The 17,107-nt window shown below is 59.7% G+C and carries 15 protein-coding genes; 7 read left to right on the top strand and 8 right to left on the bottom strand.

Annotated features, from left to right (window positions below):
- Position 1: 1 nt before the first annotated feature.
- From ACXAIC_RS04620 to ACXAIC_RS04650, 7 genes are all read right to left on the bottom strand, one after another.
- Positions 2-1,339: a class I SAM-dependent methyltransferase gene (locus ACXAIC_RS04620; protein ID WP_475174114.1), complete on the bottom strand. Its 1,338-nt coding sequence runs from the start codon at positions 1,337-1,339 to the stop codon at positions 2-4.
- 99 nt (positions 1,340-1,438) lie between these two features.
- Positions 1,439-1,723, bottom strand: coding sequence for an HPr family phosphocarrier protein (locus tag ACXAIC_RS04625; protein WP_475174115.1), 285 nt, complete (start codon positions 1,721-1,723; stop codon positions 1,439-1,441).
- Positions 1,724-1,731: 8 nt separating this feature from the next.
- A complete protein-coding gene (locus ACXAIC_RS04630) occupies positions 1,732-2,136 on the bottom strand; it encodes a PTS sugar transporter subunit IIA (RefSeq protein WP_475174117.1) in 405 nt (134 codons plus the stop codon).
- Positions 2,137-2,253: 117 nt separating this feature from the next.
- Positions 2,254-2,763: an HPr kinase/phosphorylase gene (locus ACXAIC_RS04635; protein WP_475174120.1), complete on the bottom strand. Its 510-nt coding sequence runs from the start codon at positions 2,761-2,763 to the stop codon at positions 2,254-2,256.
- A complete protein-coding gene (locus ACXAIC_RS04640; RefSeq protein ID WP_475174121.1) occupies positions 2,760-4,577 on the bottom strand; it encodes a stimulus-sensing domain-containing protein in 1,818 nt (605 codons plus the stop codon). The genes ACXAIC_RS04635 and ACXAIC_RS04640 overlap by 4 nt, the downstream gene beginning before the upstream one ends.
- Positions 4,578-4,763: 186 nt before the next feature.
- Positions 4,764-5,462 carry a response regulator transcription factor gene (locus ACXAIC_RS04645; RefSeq protein WP_029064229.1) on the bottom strand — a complete coding sequence of 233 codons (699 nt, stop codon included), beginning with the start codon at positions 5,460-5,462 and terminating at the stop codon, positions 4,764-4,766.
- Between the two features lie 7 nt (positions 5,463-5,469).
- Positions 5,470-5,871, bottom strand: coding sequence for a hypothetical protein (locus tag ACXAIC_RS04650; protein ID WP_475174124.1), 402 nt, complete (start codon positions 5,869-5,871; stop codon positions 5,470-5,472).
- Between the two features lie 125 nt (positions 5,872-5,996).
- Here ACXAIC_RS04650 and ACXAIC_RS04655 point away from each other — a divergent pair, with 125 nt between their 5' ends.
- The 7 genes from ACXAIC_RS04655 (at position 5,997) to ACXAIC_RS04685 (ending at position 14,900) form a co-directional block, all read left to right on the top strand.
- The gene (locus ACXAIC_RS04655; RefSeq protein ID WP_475174125.1) at positions 5,997-7,607 is read left to right on the top strand and encodes a phosphoenolpyruvate carboxykinase; all 1,611 of its coding nucleotides are present in this window, start codon (positions 5,997-5,999) and stop codon (positions 7,605-7,607) included.
- 160 nt (positions 7,608-7,767) lie between these two features.
- Positions 7,768-8,133, top strand: a complete 366-nt coding sequence (locus ACXAIC_RS04660) for an XdhC family protein (protein WP_475174127.1) — start codon at positions 7,768-7,770, stop codon at positions 8,131-8,133.
- 15 nt (positions 8,134-8,148) lie between these two features.
- Entirely contained in the window at positions 8,149-8,778 is a 630-nt protein-coding gene (locus ACXAIC_RS04665) for a LysE family translocator (RefSeq protein WP_475174129.1), read from the top strand.
- A 4-nt stretch (positions 8,779-8,782) separates the two neighbouring features.
- Positions 8,783-9,481: an XdhC family protein gene (locus tag ACXAIC_RS04670; protein WP_475174132.1), complete on the top strand. Its 699-nt coding sequence runs from the start codon at positions 8,783-8,785 to the stop codon at positions 9,479-9,481.
- Positions 9,478-11,103, top strand: a complete 1,626-nt coding sequence (locus ACXAIC_RS04675) for an NTP transferase domain-containing protein (protein ID WP_475174135.1) — start codon at positions 9,478-9,480, stop codon at positions 11,101-11,103. The genes ACXAIC_RS04670 and ACXAIC_RS04675 overlap by 4 nt, the downstream gene beginning before the upstream one ends.
- A gap of 304 nt (positions 11,104-11,407) precedes the next feature.
- Positions 11,408-11,614 carry a hypothetical protein gene (locus ACXAIC_RS04680; RefSeq protein ID WP_475174136.1) on the top strand — a complete coding sequence of 69 codons (207 nt, stop codon included), beginning with the start codon at positions 11,408-11,410 and terminating at the stop codon, positions 11,612-11,614.
- A gap of 673 nt (positions 11,615-12,287) precedes the next feature.
- The gene (locus ACXAIC_RS04685; RefSeq protein WP_475174139.1) at positions 12,288-14,900 is read left to right on the top strand and encodes a PAS-domain containing protein; all 2,613 of its coding nucleotides are present in this window, start codon (positions 12,288-12,290) and stop codon (positions 14,898-14,900) included.
- 141 nt (positions 14,901-15,041) lie between these two features.
- Here ACXAIC_RS04685 and ACXAIC_RS04690 read toward each other — a convergent pair whose 3' ends face one another.
- Positions 15,042-16,940, bottom strand: coding sequence for a methyl-accepting chemotaxis protein (locus ACXAIC_RS04690; RefSeq protein WP_475174142.1), 1,899 nt, complete (start codon positions 16,938-16,940; stop codon positions 15,042-15,044).
- Positions 16,941-17,107 lie beyond the last annotated feature (167 nt).

Below are 17,107 nucleotides of genomic sequence, written 5' to 3' on the forward strand. Positions count from 1 at the left end.
ATTAATCGAGACTGACTGTGCGCTCGCCGTTCCCGGGCCGGTAAAGGTCCTCGCGCGAGGGAGGCATTCCGGATGGGCCCTTGGTGCGCCTTGAGGCAACCGTCTGGAAAATCCCGATGGAGCCCCGTTCAAAGCCGAGGGAAACACCGCAAAGATATGCAAGCCAGAGCCGATATTTCTGCTCGCCGATCTCGGCGATGGCGTCGTCCCGGACCGCTGTCAGGTTCTCCGCCCAAAGCCGGGTGGTGCGGGCGTAGTGCTCCCGCCAGGCTTCAACGTCATGCACTTCAAAGCCGTGGGCCTCCAGATTTGTCAGGGTCCAGCCAATATGGTCGACTTCCCCGCCCGGGAAAATGTAGCGCACGAGTGCCTGATATTCCGGCTTCTTGCGCCGGAACGCCGTCAGATCCTTCTTGCCCCGCCGGGTGATGGCGTGGTGCAGATAAAGGCCGCGCGGCTTCAAGAGCCGGTGAACGCTCTGGAAATAATTATCGTAATTGTCCAGCCCGACGGCTTCGAACATGCCGATGGAGGAAATCTTGTCGAACTGGCCGGTCATGTCCCGGTAGTCGATCAGTTCCACCGAGGCCTTGCCCTCCAGCCCCCGCGCCGCGATCCGCTCGCGGGCGAGCTTAAGCTGTTCTTCGGCCAAGGTCACGCCAACGGCGCTCACCCCGTAATGTTCGGCTGCATGGCAGATGAGCGCGCCCCAGCCGCAGCCGATATCGAGCATGCGATCGCCGGGCTTGAGCCGCAGCTTGCGGCAGATCATATCCAGCTTGTCTTGCTGGGCGGTGGCCAGATCGTTGGACCAGTCCCGGAAATAAGCGCAGGTATAGACCATTTCCGGATCAAGAAAGAGCCGGTAGAACGCGTTGGAGACATCATAGTGAAACGCGATGTCAGCCTTGCGGCTCCCCGAACTGCGGTCCGCCGCCCTGCCCGCGTCCAGACCCTGTTCAGGCCCCGCCAAGCCTTTACCGGCCCCCCGCAGAAGCGGCCAGGCGCTCTTCAGAAGCAGCCATTTGTTCAAACGCTTGCGGATCTCGCGGCTTTTGAGCTTCGGCCGCTTTTCCGCAAAATCGAAAATACTGCCCCCCCTGGGGTCAATGTCACCGGTGGAATACAACTCGATGACCGTCTTGAGCGATGGGCGTCTCAGCAGCCGGGTGAGCGCGGAGGCGGACAGGGCAAGCCGCAGACCCTCAGCAGGACTGTCCTGCGGAATGCGGGTCCCGTCCCACAATTCAAAGGCAAATTGAAGATCCAGGCCCTGATGCAAATGGGACAGGGCCGCATGCGCGGCAGAAAACGTACGGTCACCAGACTGGCCAGCCATGAAAATCCCCCACTGAACCCGGAAGCCGGCCCGAATCGCGCCTGGCCCGTCTCAAGTGCCCCCAGCGCTGCAGGCAGGCCCCTTGAGGGAAAGCTGGCCTCAGTCGGTTTCGCCGAACCCGTTTTCGACAAGATCCGTTATTGCGTCCAGGGCCGCCTGCGCTTCCTCGCCGCTGACCTGAACCTTGATGCAGCAGCCCGGACTCGCGGCCAGCATCATCAACCCCATGATCGACGTGCCGCCGACGGTCTGGCCGTCCTTGGAGACGGTCACGTCCGCTTGAAATGTTTCGACGAGTTTGACCAGTTTGGCCGAGGCGCGGGCATGCAGCCCCCGGCGGTTGACAATGGTCAGGTCCTTCTCAAATAGATGGGTCGCCGTCATATCCGTGATCAGTTCTGCCCCGACAGCACCTGGCTCGCCACGGATATGTACTTCTGGCCGGCCTGCCGGGCCTCATCGACCGCATCCGTCAGCTGCCGGTCGCCGCGTACGCTGGCCAGCTTAATCAGCATCGGCAAGTTGACCCCGGCCACCACTTCCACGGATTTTCCGTCCATCACCGAAATGGCGAGATTGGAGGGGGTGCCCCCGAACATGTCCGTTAAAAGGACAACGCCCTTGCCCGAGTTTGCAGCCTCCACCGCGGACAGAATGTCCTGACGCCGCTGCTCCATATCGTCATCCGGTCCGATGCAGATGGTTTCAACCTGTTCCTGGGGACCGACCACATGCTCCAGCGCCGCTTTGAATTCTTCAGCGAGGCGTCCATGCGTAACGAGAACTAGTCCGATCATTCAGTCTTCAGCCTGACTATCGTGTGTATTGGCTCTGGGCGGATCCGGGCGTTTATCAGTCTGATGCACTCTCTGCAACCGTTTGACCAGTTGCAAGCAAAAAACGACCGCTATGCTCTAAATATAGTCGGGTGTCCCAGCCAGAACACTACGCAACGCCCAGCGGACGAGGCGCAGTCCGGTGTCCGGCCGGTTTTCCGGGCACGAAATCGAAGGCACCAGCACATCTCCGACTTTTTTGGGGGCAAAGGCCCGCTCGGGCAAACGCTCCAGCGTTTCGGCTGGTTCCAGATCCACCAGCAGGGTGATCACCGCCACAGGCTGATAGCCGGTGCGCATCAATCCCGCGCCGCGCACTTCCAAAAGACCCGAAATGGACTTGGGCGGACGGGCAATCAGCCGCCCATCCTCTGCGGCCAGATGCACCCGGTCGTCGGACACCAGATTTGCATAGCTGCCCCTGGTGCGGGCCGCCTCGATCAGATGGTCACTGAAACCGGATTTACCGCTGCCGGACCGGCCGCGCACAAGAAGCCCCGCGGTTCCAATCACAAGGCAATTGGCATGGAGGGCTTCGCTGGCCCCAATCCCGCTCCCGGCCTCGCTGCTCCCGCTGCCGCCCGTCACTTGGCAGACCCGGCCGGAAGCAGGATCGTAAAGCGGGCACCTGCGGTTTTGATGGTTCCGTCCGGTCCCTGTTCCTTGCGGTTGGTGGCGGAGATCGTACCGCCATGAGCTTCAATAATCTGTCGCGAAATAGACAGGCCAAGGCCGGAATTGTTGCCGAAGCCTTCGCCGTCCGGACGGTCGGTATAGAACCGTTCGAAGATCCGTTCGGTGTTTTCCGCCCGGATGCCCGGGCCATCATCATCCACAACGATGCGGATGCGCCGGTTTTCACGCGCCAGATCCACACGCACAGTGCCGCCCTGGGGCGAGAAGGAGCGGGCATTGTCGAGAAGATTGGAGATCACCTGGCCCAGCCGGATGTCATGCCCCTGAACCACATAGGGTTTGGGCCCTTGAGCATCGGCCACGGTCAGCTTCACCTTGGGATCATCGATCCCAGTGCGCTGGTTGACCGCATCGCCCATGTTGCGCAGCAGCTCGGCCAGGTCGATGGTTTCGGCCTGAATGCGCGCCAATTCCGCATCCAGACGGGAGGCGTCGGAAATGTCGCTGATCAACCGGTCCAGACGGCGCACATCATGCTGGATCACCTCCATCAGCCGTCCCTGGGATTCCGCGGTCTTTGCCAGTGGCAGGGTTTCCACCGCGCTGCGCAGGGAGGTCAATGGGTTCTTGAGTTCATGAGCCACATCGGCGGCAAAGCGTTCAATGGCGTCGATCTTGTTATAGAGCGTGTTGGTCATTTCCCGGAACGCCCGGGCCAGATGGCCAATCTCGTCCTGCCGGTCCGAGAAGTCCGGGATCTCCTGGCGGGAATTGGACCCGCGCCGCACCCGGTCTGCAGCCGAAGACAGCCGGCGCACCGGCCCTGCAATGGTGCCAGCCAGCAGGATCGACAGAAGCACCACCACTGTTGCGGCAAACAGGAAGACCCGGATAATCGCGATGCGCTCCGCACGCACGATGGCATCGATATCGCCGCCCTGGGTCGACAACAGCAACGTGCCCAGAACCGCACGGAACCGCTGGATCGGCACGGCAACGGACACAATCAGTTCACCGCGCTGGGAAATCCGGGTCACGCTGGCCGGAGAGCCGGACAGAGCGGCTTCCACTTCCGGATAGGTGCGCCCGTCGCCCCCGCCCACTTCCTGGTACAGCGGCAGATCGCCCTGCTGAAGCCAGCGCTTGACCCATTGCCAGGCCGTGTCCCAGAACCCGGTCTCCTCGCCGGACGGCGGCGGCAGATCGAAGCGCAGGATCTGCGCGCTGGAATAAAGGTGGCGTGAATCCAGGATGAGAATGCCCTCCGGATCATAGATCCGCGCCCGGGTCTTGGTGGGCGAAATCAGGCGCCGGAGGACGGGCCCCACCCGCTCCGGATTGATCGGGAAATCCAGACTGTCGAGATCCTCGGCCGTCGGGGTGATGCTTTCCCCGGCCTGAAGCTGCAACAGGCGCTCCGGATCAATCGTGATGGTGCCGGTGTCCACGGTCGCGGAGGCGGCGATGGCCCCGGCAATGATTTCGCCCTGAGTCAGCAGGCTCTGAACCCTGGCGTCGATCAGCCCGGCCCGGAACTGGTTGAGATAGAGAATGCCGATCACCAGGGCGAGCAGGCCAACCAGATTGATGGCAATGATCCGCCGGGTCAGGGACGACAGCACATAGGTGCCGAACAGGCGGCCGAGCTGATTAAGAAGCCGGCGGCGGATCCGCTTGTTGCCGAGACGTCGCAGCCGGGACTTCTCAGACCCGTTTAACGGATCAGAGCCCGCACCTGTTTCGGCATTCTCGCTGTCAACCGCCATCTAAATGCTGTCTCTAGGCCGTATTGGCGCAGGGGATGCATCTTGCGCAAGACCAGACGGTTCGGGCCGCCGCCAAAAGAAGCTTGAGCCTATCACCGATACGCCCGTTGCCCTTCTGACCGCCGTCTCTCGCCTCTGTTCGCACAACCTGCATCTCCAATGCGCCCAAACGGGCCTTGGGTTGGATCAGACTTCCCGGAAGCGGTAGCCCACACCATAGAGTGTTTCGATCATGTCGAAGTCGTCGTCAACAACCTTGAACTTTTTCCGGAGGCGTTTGATGTGGCTGTCGATGGTCCGGTCGTCCACATAGACCTGGTCATCATAGGCCGCATCCATCAGCGCGTTGCGGCTTTTGACCACGCCCGGACGCTGGGCCAGCGCGGACAGGATCAGGAATTCGGTGACGGTCAGGGTGACCGGCTTGTTGTTCCAGGTGCAAGTGTGCCGTTCCTGGTCCATGACCAGCTGGCCCCGCTCCAGCAACTTGTCCGCATCCTCGCGCGGCGCGCTGGCATCCTTGGGCTGGGCGCGGCGCAGCACCGCGCGCACACGTTCCACCAGAAGACGCTGGGAAAAGGGTTTGCGAATGAAATCGTCCGCACCCATTTTCAGGCCGAACAGCTCGTCGATCTCATCGTCCTTGGAAGTCAGGAAGATCACCGGCAAGTCGGAGTTCTGGCGCAGTCGCCGCAGCAGCTCCATGCCGTCCATGCGCGGCATCTTGATATCGAAAATGGCCAGTTGAGGCGGGTCACTTTGCAACCCGTCCAGCGCGGAGGTTCCGTCCGTATAGGTTTGAACCCGGTAGCCTTCCGTTTCCAGAGCAATTGACACCGAAGTCAAAATGTTGCGGTCGTCATCGACCAGAGCAATTGTCGGCATTCTCTATTTATCCATTTTCGGCAGTCCACGATGCTTTGGCACCGGTCTTACTGTAACATAGAGCCTTTGGCCCGCTAAATGCGCATAAATTAAGGCAGACGGCCCGAAGACACGCTTCCTGGCCCCAAATGAGGCCCTGAAGTCTGCGTTGATGGGGCGGCGGCAAGGGAAATGCAATAGCGGCAGGCAGTTTCTCTTTCAGCAACCATCGGTTTCTCTTTGTACGGTTTCCAAACTGCTTGCGGCCGCGCCATCGCTGCTGAGGATGTGAGCTTATCTTCGTTTTAAACGCGCTTTCTTTCACCTTGAGCAATACATCGACCGATCCGAAGGTTTCGTTTTTTACTTCGCCGCTCAAATTAATCATCGGCGGATTTGCCAAGTATTTTAATCGATTAAACAAAGACATAGCCCCTCGGCGAGTCTTGCTGCCGTGAAGTCAATCCACTAGCTTCGCAGCCCTCAAAGCCGGATCGACGCGTTTCGATCCAGGGTCCGGCATGGAAAAGCTCCCATCACGAGGAATGCGGGAAGATGAAAGAAACAGGCATCAGGAACCTAGCCCAAGGCAGTGAACTCTTCGGCTTCAAAGGCCTGAAGGCGCTCTATTGGAACCAGTACGAGCCTGCTCTTTATGAGTATTCCCTCTCCCGCGGCGAAACCCGGCTGGCAGCCGGCGGCGCTCTCGTCGCCGAGACCGGCATCCACACCGGCCGGTCCCCGAAAGACAAGTTTGTTGTTCTGGATGACGAGACCAAAGATACGGTCTGGTGGGACAACAATGCCCAGATGTCCAAAGAGCAGTTCGATCTGTTGCTGTCGGATTTCCTGGCACACGCGGACGGCATGGAGCTGTTCGCCCAGGATCTTTACGGAGGTGCCGATCCGGTTCACCGCCTGCCTGTGCGGGTCTATACAGAATTTGCCTGGCACTCGCTGTTCATCCGCAATCTGCTGCTGCGCCCGGACGCCAGCGAGTTGGCCGGGTTCGCACCGGACATGACCATTGTTGACCTGCCGAGCTTCAAGGCAGATCCGGCGCGCCACGGCTGCCGCTCCGAAACGGTTATTGCCTGCGACCTGACCCGCAAGATCGTCCTGATAGGCGGCACGTCCTATGCGGGCGAGATGAAGAAATCGGTCTTCACGATGCTCAACCACCTGCTGCCTGCCAAGGGCATCATGTCCATGCATTGTTCCGCCAATGTGGGACATGAGGGAGACACGGCCGTGTTCTTCGGCCTGTCAGGCACCGGCAAGACAACGCTCTCCGCCGACCCTGCACGCACGCTGATCGGCGACGACGAGCATGGCTGGAGCGAACGAGGTGTCTTCAACTTCGAAGGCGGCTGCTATGCCAAAACCATCAAACTTTCGGCCGACGCGGAACCGGAAATCTACGCGACCACCCAGCGCTTCGGGACTGTGCTGGAAAACGTCGTTCTGGACGACAGACGAGTGCCAGATTTCGATGACGGCTCGAAGACGGAAAACACTCGGGCGGCCTACCCGATTCACTTCATTTCCAATGCCAGTGCCACCGGCTGCGCGCCGATGCCGAAGACAATCATCATGCTGACGGCCGATGCCTTCGGTGTGATGCCACCGCTGGCACGGCTGACCCCGGCCCAGGCCATGTACCACTTCCTCTCCGGCTATACGGCCAAGGTGGCCGGAACCGAAAAGGGCGTGACCGAGCCGCAGGCCACCTTCTCCACCTGCTTCGGCGCGCCGTTTCTGCCGCGCCACCCGTCCGAATACGGCAACCTGCTGAAGGACCTGATCGCCAAGCATAATGTGGATTGCTGGCTGGTTAACACCGGCTGGACCGGCGGCGCCCATGGCACCGGGCACCGCATGCCGATCAAGGCGACCCGCACCCTGCTTCAGGCGGCCCTGTCCGGCGCGCTGAGCGATGCGGAGTTCCGCACCGACCCGAATTTCGGGTTTGAGGTTCCGGTCGCCGTGCCGGGCGTGGACACTGCCATCCTGACCCCGCGGGACACCTGGGCGGACAAGGCGGCCTATGATGCACAGGCTGCCAAGCTGGTACAGATGTTCGTCGACAATTTCGAGACCTTCGAAGCCCATGTGGACGGAGCCGTTCTGAGCGCAGCCCCCTCCTTGCGCAGCGCTGCCGAGTAACCGGCTCATAGCAATCTCACATTCACGTTTTGAAACGGCGCCCGCCCCCCGGGCGCCGTTTCTGTTTGAGAAAAGCTTTTCTCTGCCCCAGAAAAATCTATAGTTGAACCGGCGTCTGCCACGTTCGCGTGGGAAAAACCCTTTTGGGAGGACCAAACATATGACAACAACCGACAGCCCTCACCTTGCCGCATCCGGGCAAGGTCCCGACGGCATCACCGATGTACTGACCACGACCCAAAACTGGAGCCGGGCGGGACGCAAGGTTGCGCTGGCTACAGTGATTGAGACCTGGGGCTCTGCCCCCCGGCCGGTCGGCTCCCATCTGGTGATTGACGCGGACGGCCAGTTTGAAGGCTCCGTGTCAGGCGGATGCGTGGAAGGGGCTGTGGTGGCCGAGGCCATCGATGTCATCGAAACGGGACGCCCGGCAACGCTGGAATTCGGTGTCGCCGATGAAACGGCCTGGCGCGTGGGACTCTCCTGTGGCGGCCGGATCCGTGTCTATGTTGAACCCGTTGTTTGATGAGAGACATAGCTGATGTATTCGCTTGAAACCTTCCTTGCCTTTCTCGCAGCAACCGCCCTTTTCGCCTATATGCCCGGTCCCGCAGTGCTCTACACCGCCGCGCAGACAATTTCCCGGGGCAGGCGGGCTGGCTTCATGGCCGCCGCTGGCATCCATCTGGGGTGTTATGCCCATGTCCTGGCAGCCGCGTTTGGCCTTTCTGCCCTCTTCGCGCTCGTGCCGGCGCTCTATGTGGCCCTGAAGCTGGTGGGTGGACTCTATCTGATCTATCTGGGCGGGCGAATGATCCGCACCCGTCTCACAGCAGCGCCGCTTCCCGAACTGCCGCAGAAGTCCGGCCGCAGAGCCTTTGTCGACAGTATCCTTGTGGAGGTTCTCAATCCCAAGGCCGCGATCTTCTTCATCGCCTTCCTGCCCCAGTTTGTCTCCCCCGAAGTTGGACTGCCGATCTGGGCGCAATTCCTAGTCCTGGGCACGATCGTCAATTGCGCCTTTGCCTCAGCCGATATCATCACCGTGCTGTTTGCCTCCGAGGTCAAGAAGCGTATCACCTCAACCTCAAGGTTCCAGGATCTGGGCCGTTGGATCGGCGGGTCCCTTCTGGTCGGGCTTGGGCTCAAGCTGGCGACGGACAAAGCCTGACACCATGGATCTTTCGCGTCTTGAAGCCCTGAACACGGAGCGGCAGGCCCGCCGGGCCGCCCTGCTGGTCACCCGGCTGGATGACGGCACGCAGGAACTGGTGCGCGCCGCCGATGACTATTCTGCCCACCCGCTTGCCGCAGAATTTGAAAAACGGTTCCGGTCGGGCAAATCCGGTCTGGTGGAAACTCCAGCCGGCAACGTCTTTCTAACCGTCAGCGTGCCCGCCCCCCGGCTGCTGATCATCGGCGCTGTGCATATCAGCCAGGCGCTGGTGCCGATGGCCCGGATCGCCGGGCTCGATGTCACGGTCGTTGATCCGCGCACCGCCTTTGCCACGCCGGACCGGTTTCCGGGCACGGACCTGAAAGCCGAGTGGCCGGAGGATGTTCTGAAGGCAGCACCGCTTGACGCCTATACCGCCGTCGCCGCCCTCACCCATGACCCAAAGATCGACGACACGCCGCTTCTGGAAGCCCTGAAGACGGGCTGTTTTTATGTCGGCGCCCTGGGCAGCCGGAAGACCCATTCCAAACGGCTGGAGCGGTTCGCTGCCGCAGGGGCCGACCCGGCGCTGTTTGAGCGCATTGACGCCCCCATTGGACTGGATATCGGCGCCGCGTCTCCGGCCGAGATTGCCGTCGCCGTTCTGGCGGCCATCCTCAAGGCCCTGAGACAGGGAGATCCGGAGACGGCCGGATGAAATTCGGCGCTGTTCCGCTTCAGGACGCCGAAGGCTGTCTGCTGGCTCACAGAACCCGGCTTGCCGGCAAGGTGCTGACAAAAGGGCATGTGCTGAGCGCACAAGACTGCCGTCTTCTGGCAGCCCAGGGAGAGACCTCGGTCATTGCCGCACGGCTGGACCCTGGCGATATCAATGAAGATGCCGCCGCCACCCGTCTGGGCAGAGCCGCCATGGGAGAAGGCCTTGAAGCCGATACCGCCTTTACCGGGCGCCTGAACCTTTATGCGGCAACGCCGGGCCTTTTGTGTCTTGACGAAGACGCTGTCACGGCGGCCAACCGGGTCGACCCAGCGATTACTTTTGCCACGCTGGCGAACCACACAAAGGTGGTGCCAGGCCGCATGGTCGCCACAGCAAAGATCATTTCCTTTGCCGTGACCGGCACCGCCCTGCATCAGGCCGAGACCGCCCTGCAAAAGGCCGTCCGCATCGCGCCGTTCCGCAGCCGGAAAGTCGGTCTTGTCGCCACCGAACTGCCCCATCTGAAACACAGCACCATGGACAAGACCCGGCGGGTTCTGGAGGACCGGCTCCGGGCCAGCAACAGCCATGTGCTTCAGGAAGAAAGAGTGGCACATGCGAGCGAAGCCGTGAGCGCGGCTATGGGCCGGCTGATCCGGGACGGGGCGGACTGTCTCATTCTTTTTGGCGCCTCGGCGGTCGTAGACAGGCACGATGTTCTGCCCGCGGCAGTCGATCTGGCCGGAGGCACCGTCACCCATCTGGGCATGCCCGTCGATCCGGGTAACCTGCTGATGCTGGCAGACCTTGCCGGTGTGCCCGTTCTTGGCGCGCCGGGCTGTGCCAGAAGCCCGAAGGAAAATGGCTTCGACTGGGTACTCGACCGGCTTCTGGCCGGTATCGAGACCGGTCCAGACGACATCACCGCCATGGGCGTTGGAGGTCTTTTGATGGAAATCGGAACCCGGCCGCAGCCGCGCGAGGTCAAACGCCCCGGGGCGTCACCGCCCAAAATCGCCGCCATTCTTCTGGCGGCCGGACAGTCGACACGCATGGGCGGGCCCAACAAGCTGCTGGCTGAGCTGGACGGCAAACCGCTGATACGCCATGTGGCGGAAGCCGCCTGCGGCGCGGAGCTTTCCCAGACCATCCTGGTCTCGGGCCACCTGGCCGAAGAGGTGGAAGCGCATGTCGCAGATCTCGGTATTTTATGTGTACGCAATCCCGATTTTGCGGACGGCATGGCCGGGTCCATCGCCACCGGCATGAAGGCCATCGCACCGGATACGGAGGCCGTTCTCATTCTGCTCGGGGACATGCCTCGCATTCGGGCCTCAGACCTGACCGCTTTGATTGCCGCCTACCGGGCGGGCGGCAATAACCTGATCGTAACGGCGACAGCGGACGGCAAACGCGGCAATCCCGTTCTGTGGGACCGGCGCTTTTTCGACGCCTTGCGCAGTTTGAGCGGAGATGTGGGGGCACGGCATGTCATTGCCGGCAATCCAGGCTTCGTGACCGAAGTTGAAATTGGCCCGGCGGCCCGGCTTGATCTGGATACACCTCAAGCCCTGGAAGCGGCTGGTGGGCATTTCAAGGACCGCGGCACACCCGGATAACTTCTTGAGAGAACAGAACTCACCTCAAAAGACAAAGTGGTTTCCCCCTACCGGCGCACGACGCTTTAACGCCCGATTAACCCGGTATGCACTGAGTGCAGGACGGAAATGTCAGGTATTCTATTGCAATTTTGTGACACCCCGCTTATTTAAATCCTGCGCTTACTGAGGAGCCCTTGACCGGGTCAACCACCGGACGCAGTCCGGGGCGCTGTAATATCCGATTTCTGTCGAAAGCTGTTCGGATCCTCCCCTCCAGAGGATGCTCGAGCGCTTTTGCTGCTTGACTGAGAAGGAAAACAAGATGGCTGACTTGTCCCTCCCGCGCCCGGGCTGCTGCAAATGGGCTGAAGGTGACGCTGGAAACTATACGTTCCCGTGCAACACCCGTGTTGAAGCGGGCGTATCCTATTGCGAAGAACACAGCGCAATTGTCTACATTCCGCCGGAAGAACGCCGCCGCAACCGGTCCGGTGGTGGCATGAGCCTGTCTTTCCGCCGCGCTGCGTGATTGATAAAGCTGCTCGCAACAAAAGCAGACATATCGTGGGGTTCCCCACACTCCTTGAAACCCGGCCTCGTGCCGGGTTTTCTTTTGTCTGCCCCTTGGGAACTTTCTCAAGAACCTATGGCTGACACCACGCTCACCAAAAAAGACCCTATTGGATGTTTTTCAGGTTCGCCAACCAGGAAGCGCGCGCAGATCGGCCTGGGCGGCCGGGCAAGCGGCGTGATGCAGCCCGGCGCATTCAAAAACCCATCGAAGTCCACGACATGGAAGCGTTCCGCCGTGTCGCGCGTCTTGGACGATGCCCCACATCGCCCTGTGACAGGCTCCTTGCTGAACGCTCTCATGTCACGGTCAAACAGGGTCTTATTTGGTGAGGATGGTCTGAATGTCTTCTCGCAATAAAGTTGATCGAAGCAACGAGATGGTCTCTGGCCGTGTCTTTTCTGTGAATAAACCAAAATGAACGCGCCACAAAATCCTAGTTAAGTTTAACAATAAAGAAAACTCAGAGAATTAAAATTCCAAATGAAAATGAAAAATAGCAGATGCATACAAATATCTTCATTGCGTTTATATATTTCTCTATTCAGTTTATTGCATTGATATGATTATTAAATCGATACTATAACATACCAGAGTCCGGAGACGTGCGAATACGGAGTCTATATCGGAAATGGCGCTGGCAAGGGTACAGAATGAAAATGAAAGGCTGGAAGCTTTACGGAAGCTAGCCATTCTGAATTCTGAGCATCTGCCAGAATATGATGCGGTCGTTTCCAACCTGTCTCATATGCTGGAATGCCCGATTGCGCTGATATCGATCGTGGACAGGACCAAGGTCTGGTTCAAGGCGGCTGTGGGCCTGGACACCCCTGAAACCCGCCGGGAAAATTCCTTTTGCACCCACACCATTCTCGGTCAGGATATCCTGATTGTTCCCGACACTCTGGAAGATCCGCGCTTCCAGGACAGCCCGCTGGTCACGGGACCTCTCGGGGCCCGCTTCTATGCCGGCTGCCCAATCTCCCTGGATGGACAGAACTGCATTGGCACAATCTGTGTCATTGACCACAAGCCCCGCCAGCTTACAGACGTCCAAGTGACGCAATTGCGCAATACAGCCAAAGTGGTCGAAGGTCTGATCAAATCGCTGAAGGCGGGCTACGAAACGCGGGAGGCCCTTGAAAAAGCAGAGCAGGAACAGGCAAAGGCCGACAGACACCAGGGTCTCCTGACCGAAATCGCCCAAGTGTCCGGAGTTGGCGGCTGGGACTATGACCCCCGCACCGGCCTGATGACCTGGACCGACAAGACACGGGACATTCTGGGCGTGGATGCCGCTTTCGAGCCTGACCTGGATACCCTTCTGGCGTTCCTGTGTCCCTCACACCGGGACGTCCTGGAAAGCGCCTTCCACGAGGGCCTCCGCGATGGCGTCAGCTGGGACAGGGATCTGCAACTGACCAATGCCAAAGGCCAGGAGATCTGGGTCCGGCTGGCCGGCCATGCAGTCGTCGAAAACGGATCGGTGCGCCGGCTTGTCGGCGTGCTGCTGGATATCACCCGGGCCCGCCAAAAAGACCAGGAAGCCCGGGCGGCCGAAGCCGTGCGCCGCTCCACCTTTGAAGCGCTTCAGGAAGGCATTTTACTGGTTTGCCCGGAAGGCTGCATCCGCTCCCTCAACTCCGCCGCCATGGATTTGCTGGGCCTGACCGGACAGAACCTGGCAGACACGGACCTGACCGGGAAATGCGCGCACGACCTGCCAGTGTCGTTTCAGATGCCCAGTCTCGTTGACGGTTCGTCCGTCAATCCTTTCAAACTCGCAATCCGGGATCCCGGCAGAATACGGGACGTGGAACTTCAGGTCCGGGATGAACCCAGCGGCCGCCTGCGCTGGCTGCGCATGAATGCGCAAAGCATCGAACCAAGTGGTGAGCATGATCTGGCCGGAGCTGTGATCTCCCTGGCCGATATCACCAAGCTGAAACAGCAGGCAGAAACGCTGCAGGTCTTTTTTGACAACTTCCCGGGGGGTCTTGTCCATCACGACAGCGGCCAGATCCTGTCGTCCTGGAACTCGGAATTTGTGCGCCTGTTCAACATACCGGAAGAGTTCCTGCAGAAGGACCCGCCCCCAACACTGCAAGACACAGTCGCCTTCCTCGCCGCACGGGGGGATTACGGCCCGGGCAAACCGGACGAGATCGCCGAAGAGCGTATCCGGAAATACGGCTCTTCCAACACCCATATCTATGAACGCACAACGTCGGAAGGCCGCGTGCTTGAGGTGCGTGGCACCACCCTTGCCAATGGCGGCAATGTCACCAGCATCATGGACATCACCGACCGCAAACGGATGGAAGAGCAGCTGGTGGAAAAGGAACGCCTGGCCACCAAGCGGTTGAACGAGCTGGAAGCGGTTATCGCCAATATGCGCCAAGGGGTCTGCGTCTTCGACAATGAAGGCCGCATTTCTCTTTGGAACAAACAATTCCTGGACCTCTTCGACAAACCGCAAGGGGAAGTCCAAAAAGGCATGCATCTGATTGACGTGCTTGAGCTTGAGAAATCGCGCAACCATTTTGACGGCGACTCCATCGCCTATTACCTGGCCCTTCGGGACCGGCTAGATGCGGGAGAGGTCGTACGGACAACCCTGAGGCATCCGAATGGCAAGGTCCTGAGCATTGTTCGCACCCCCTTGCCCGATGGCGGCTGGATCGGCACTCATGAAGACGTCACCCTGCGCGAGCGGGCCACCGAGAAGATCACCCACGCCGCCCATCACGATACCCTTACGGGACTTGCCAACCGCACGCTGTTCAATCTCAAGCTGGAAGATGCAATCACGCGCTCACAGCTTTATGGCGAAGCCAGCGACCTTCTGATGGTCGATCTCGACCGGTTCAAGCCGGTAAATGACACCTATGGGCACCATGTCGGGGATGAGCTTCTGACGCTTGTTGCCACGCGGCTGAAGGATTGTGTGCGTTCCAAGGACACAGTCGCCCGTCTGGGGGGCGATGAATTCGCAGTGATCGTGCGCAACACCGAAGCCGAACGGGGGCTGGCCACGCGCATCGCTCAACGCATCGTCACCGAACTCAAAAGGCCCTACCAGATCGAAGGCAACTCCATCTTGATCAGTGCCAGTGTCGGTATTGCCGCCATCCAAGGGGCTGGAGATGCCGCCAGCCCCCTTCTTAAGAAAGCAGACGTTGCCCTTTATGCGGTTAAAAATGCAGGCCGGGACGGCTTCCAGCATTTCGAGGAACAGGCCTGACCAGCCCCAACCCTTTCCAAGAGCGAACCGCGGCCTGTTTCCAGGTCGCGGTCCAGAAGGTCTCAATTCTCTCACCCTAATTTTGATGACAAGACATCCGGGGCAAAGCCCATCAAATAGGCGCCATCATATCACCTTGCGTCAGGCGGCCCGGACTTCCGTCAAGAAGGTCTCAATCGTGGACCGCATCTCTTCCGCCTGCTGGGCCAGCTTTTCCGAAGCGTCCAACACCCCCTTGGCGGCCGCGTCGGTCTCGCTGGCGGCCTGGGAGACACGGGCAACATTGCTGCTGACAACCCCGGTTCCCCCGGCGGCCTGATCCACATTGGTTGCAATTTCGCCCGTCGCCGCTGACTGCTCCTCGATGGCCGAGGCAATGGTTGTGGCAACGCTGTTCATTTCATCGATGATCTCGCTGATCACCTGAATACCGCCCACGGCATCCTTGGTCTCTTCCTGAATAGCGGAGATCTTCTGGGAAATCTCCTCCGTCGCTTTGCCAGTCTGGCTGGCCAGGTCCTTCACTTCCGCTGCCACAACGGCAAAGCCCTTGCCCGCCTCGCCGGCCCGTGCCGCTTCGATGGTGGCATTCAATGCCAGCAGGTTGGTCTGTTCGGCAATGTTCTGGATCAGCCCAATGACCTCGCCAATATCCTCAGCGACCGTCGCAAGGCTTCCGATCTGGGCATTGGTTTTTTTCGCCTCGGACGAGGCTTTCGCGGCAATACCGGTGGAGTGGCTGACCTGGGAACTCACTTCCGTAAGCGAGGCGGACAGCTCTTCCGTGGCGCTCGCGACCGTCTGGACGTTGGTTGTCGCCTCTTCGGCAGCACTAGCGGCTTCCGCCGACTGCATGCTGGTGTCCTGGGCCGTCTGGGTCATCTGGGTCGCAGTGGATTGCAACGCGATTGTCGCACCGTCGACCACTTCCAGCAGACCGGCACTTTGTTTGCTGAATGTGTCGATCAGAGCGGCAATCTTCTCATTGCGGACCTCACGGGCCTCTTGCTCCTGCTCTTGCTGCTCCGCCAGTTGCTGGCGCTGGACAACCCCGTCCAGGAACCCGGCAACCGATTGGGCTACCGTGCCGATCTCATCCTTGCGCTCAGCTTCCTTGAAAGCGACAGATGTGTCTCCCGCCGACAGGCGCGTGGCATCGGCCACAAGCCGGGTGAGAGGGCGTGTAATGCTGAAGGTGATGATCACGGACAGGCCAACGGCCACCAGGAAGCCAATAGCAGCCACAAAGGCAATCTGGTATTCCGCAAAGACGGCCCGCTCCACCGTGTTGTCAGCGATCACGCCCGTGTCTGCAACTGCGCTTTCCTTGATCTCCGCAGCCCAGGCGTTGATCTGAGTGCCCGTATGATCCAGCACCGTGTTCCGGATCTCGTTGCGCTCCACGACGATATCATGAACCCGCTGTGCGGCCTGTCTGTAGTCTTCCAGCATCGGCAGGGTCTTTGCCAGCAGGTCCTTGCGGTCTGCATTTTCAATGCTTTCGCTCAGAGCGGTCGCTTCCTTTTGAACCTTGGCCATTTCCTCCATGGCCCGCTCAAAGTCTTCAGCCGTGTTGGACGCCAGGAACTTGAGCACATAAAGCCGGGCAAGAAGAAATTTCTGGGAGCTTCTGGCCGCCAGATTTGCGGTTTCATAGTCGCTGGCCCAGGTCGCGCTTTCATTGATGGTAGACAGGTTCTTGCGCGCTTCCGGTCCGATCACATCCAGACGGTTTGTTACCAGGTCATCCCGCTCCCGGTACAACTGTACAACCGTCTCGAGCCCCGTTTTGAAATTCGCCATACCGCCCTTGATTTTTTTCAAGAGCTCAACCCGCGCCGGATTATTGATTTCCGCGTCTGCGGTCTTCAAGCCCTCCTCCATCTGGCGGATGAAGTCATGAGCCTGCCCCAGAGCCTCGTCGGAACGGGTCTGCAGATACTTGTTCGTGTTCACCAGAACCTTGGCCATATCCGCATTGAGCTCTGCGGACAAAAGAGCATCTCCGCTCATGTCCCCCATCGCTTCGATGTCATTCACAAACTTGGTCAAAACGACGAAAGACCAGCCTCCAATTACGGCAACCAAGATTGCAACAAAAGAAAATCCAAGTAAAATCTTCCTTCGTATCGTCATATCGCGCTCCTTACGGAATACCGACTCAGATTCTTGCGAGTCGAATCAAAATACATTGGTGATTTTCTCTA

The sequence above is a fragment of the Roseibium sp. AWQ4_254 genome (genome assembly GCF_056161025.1).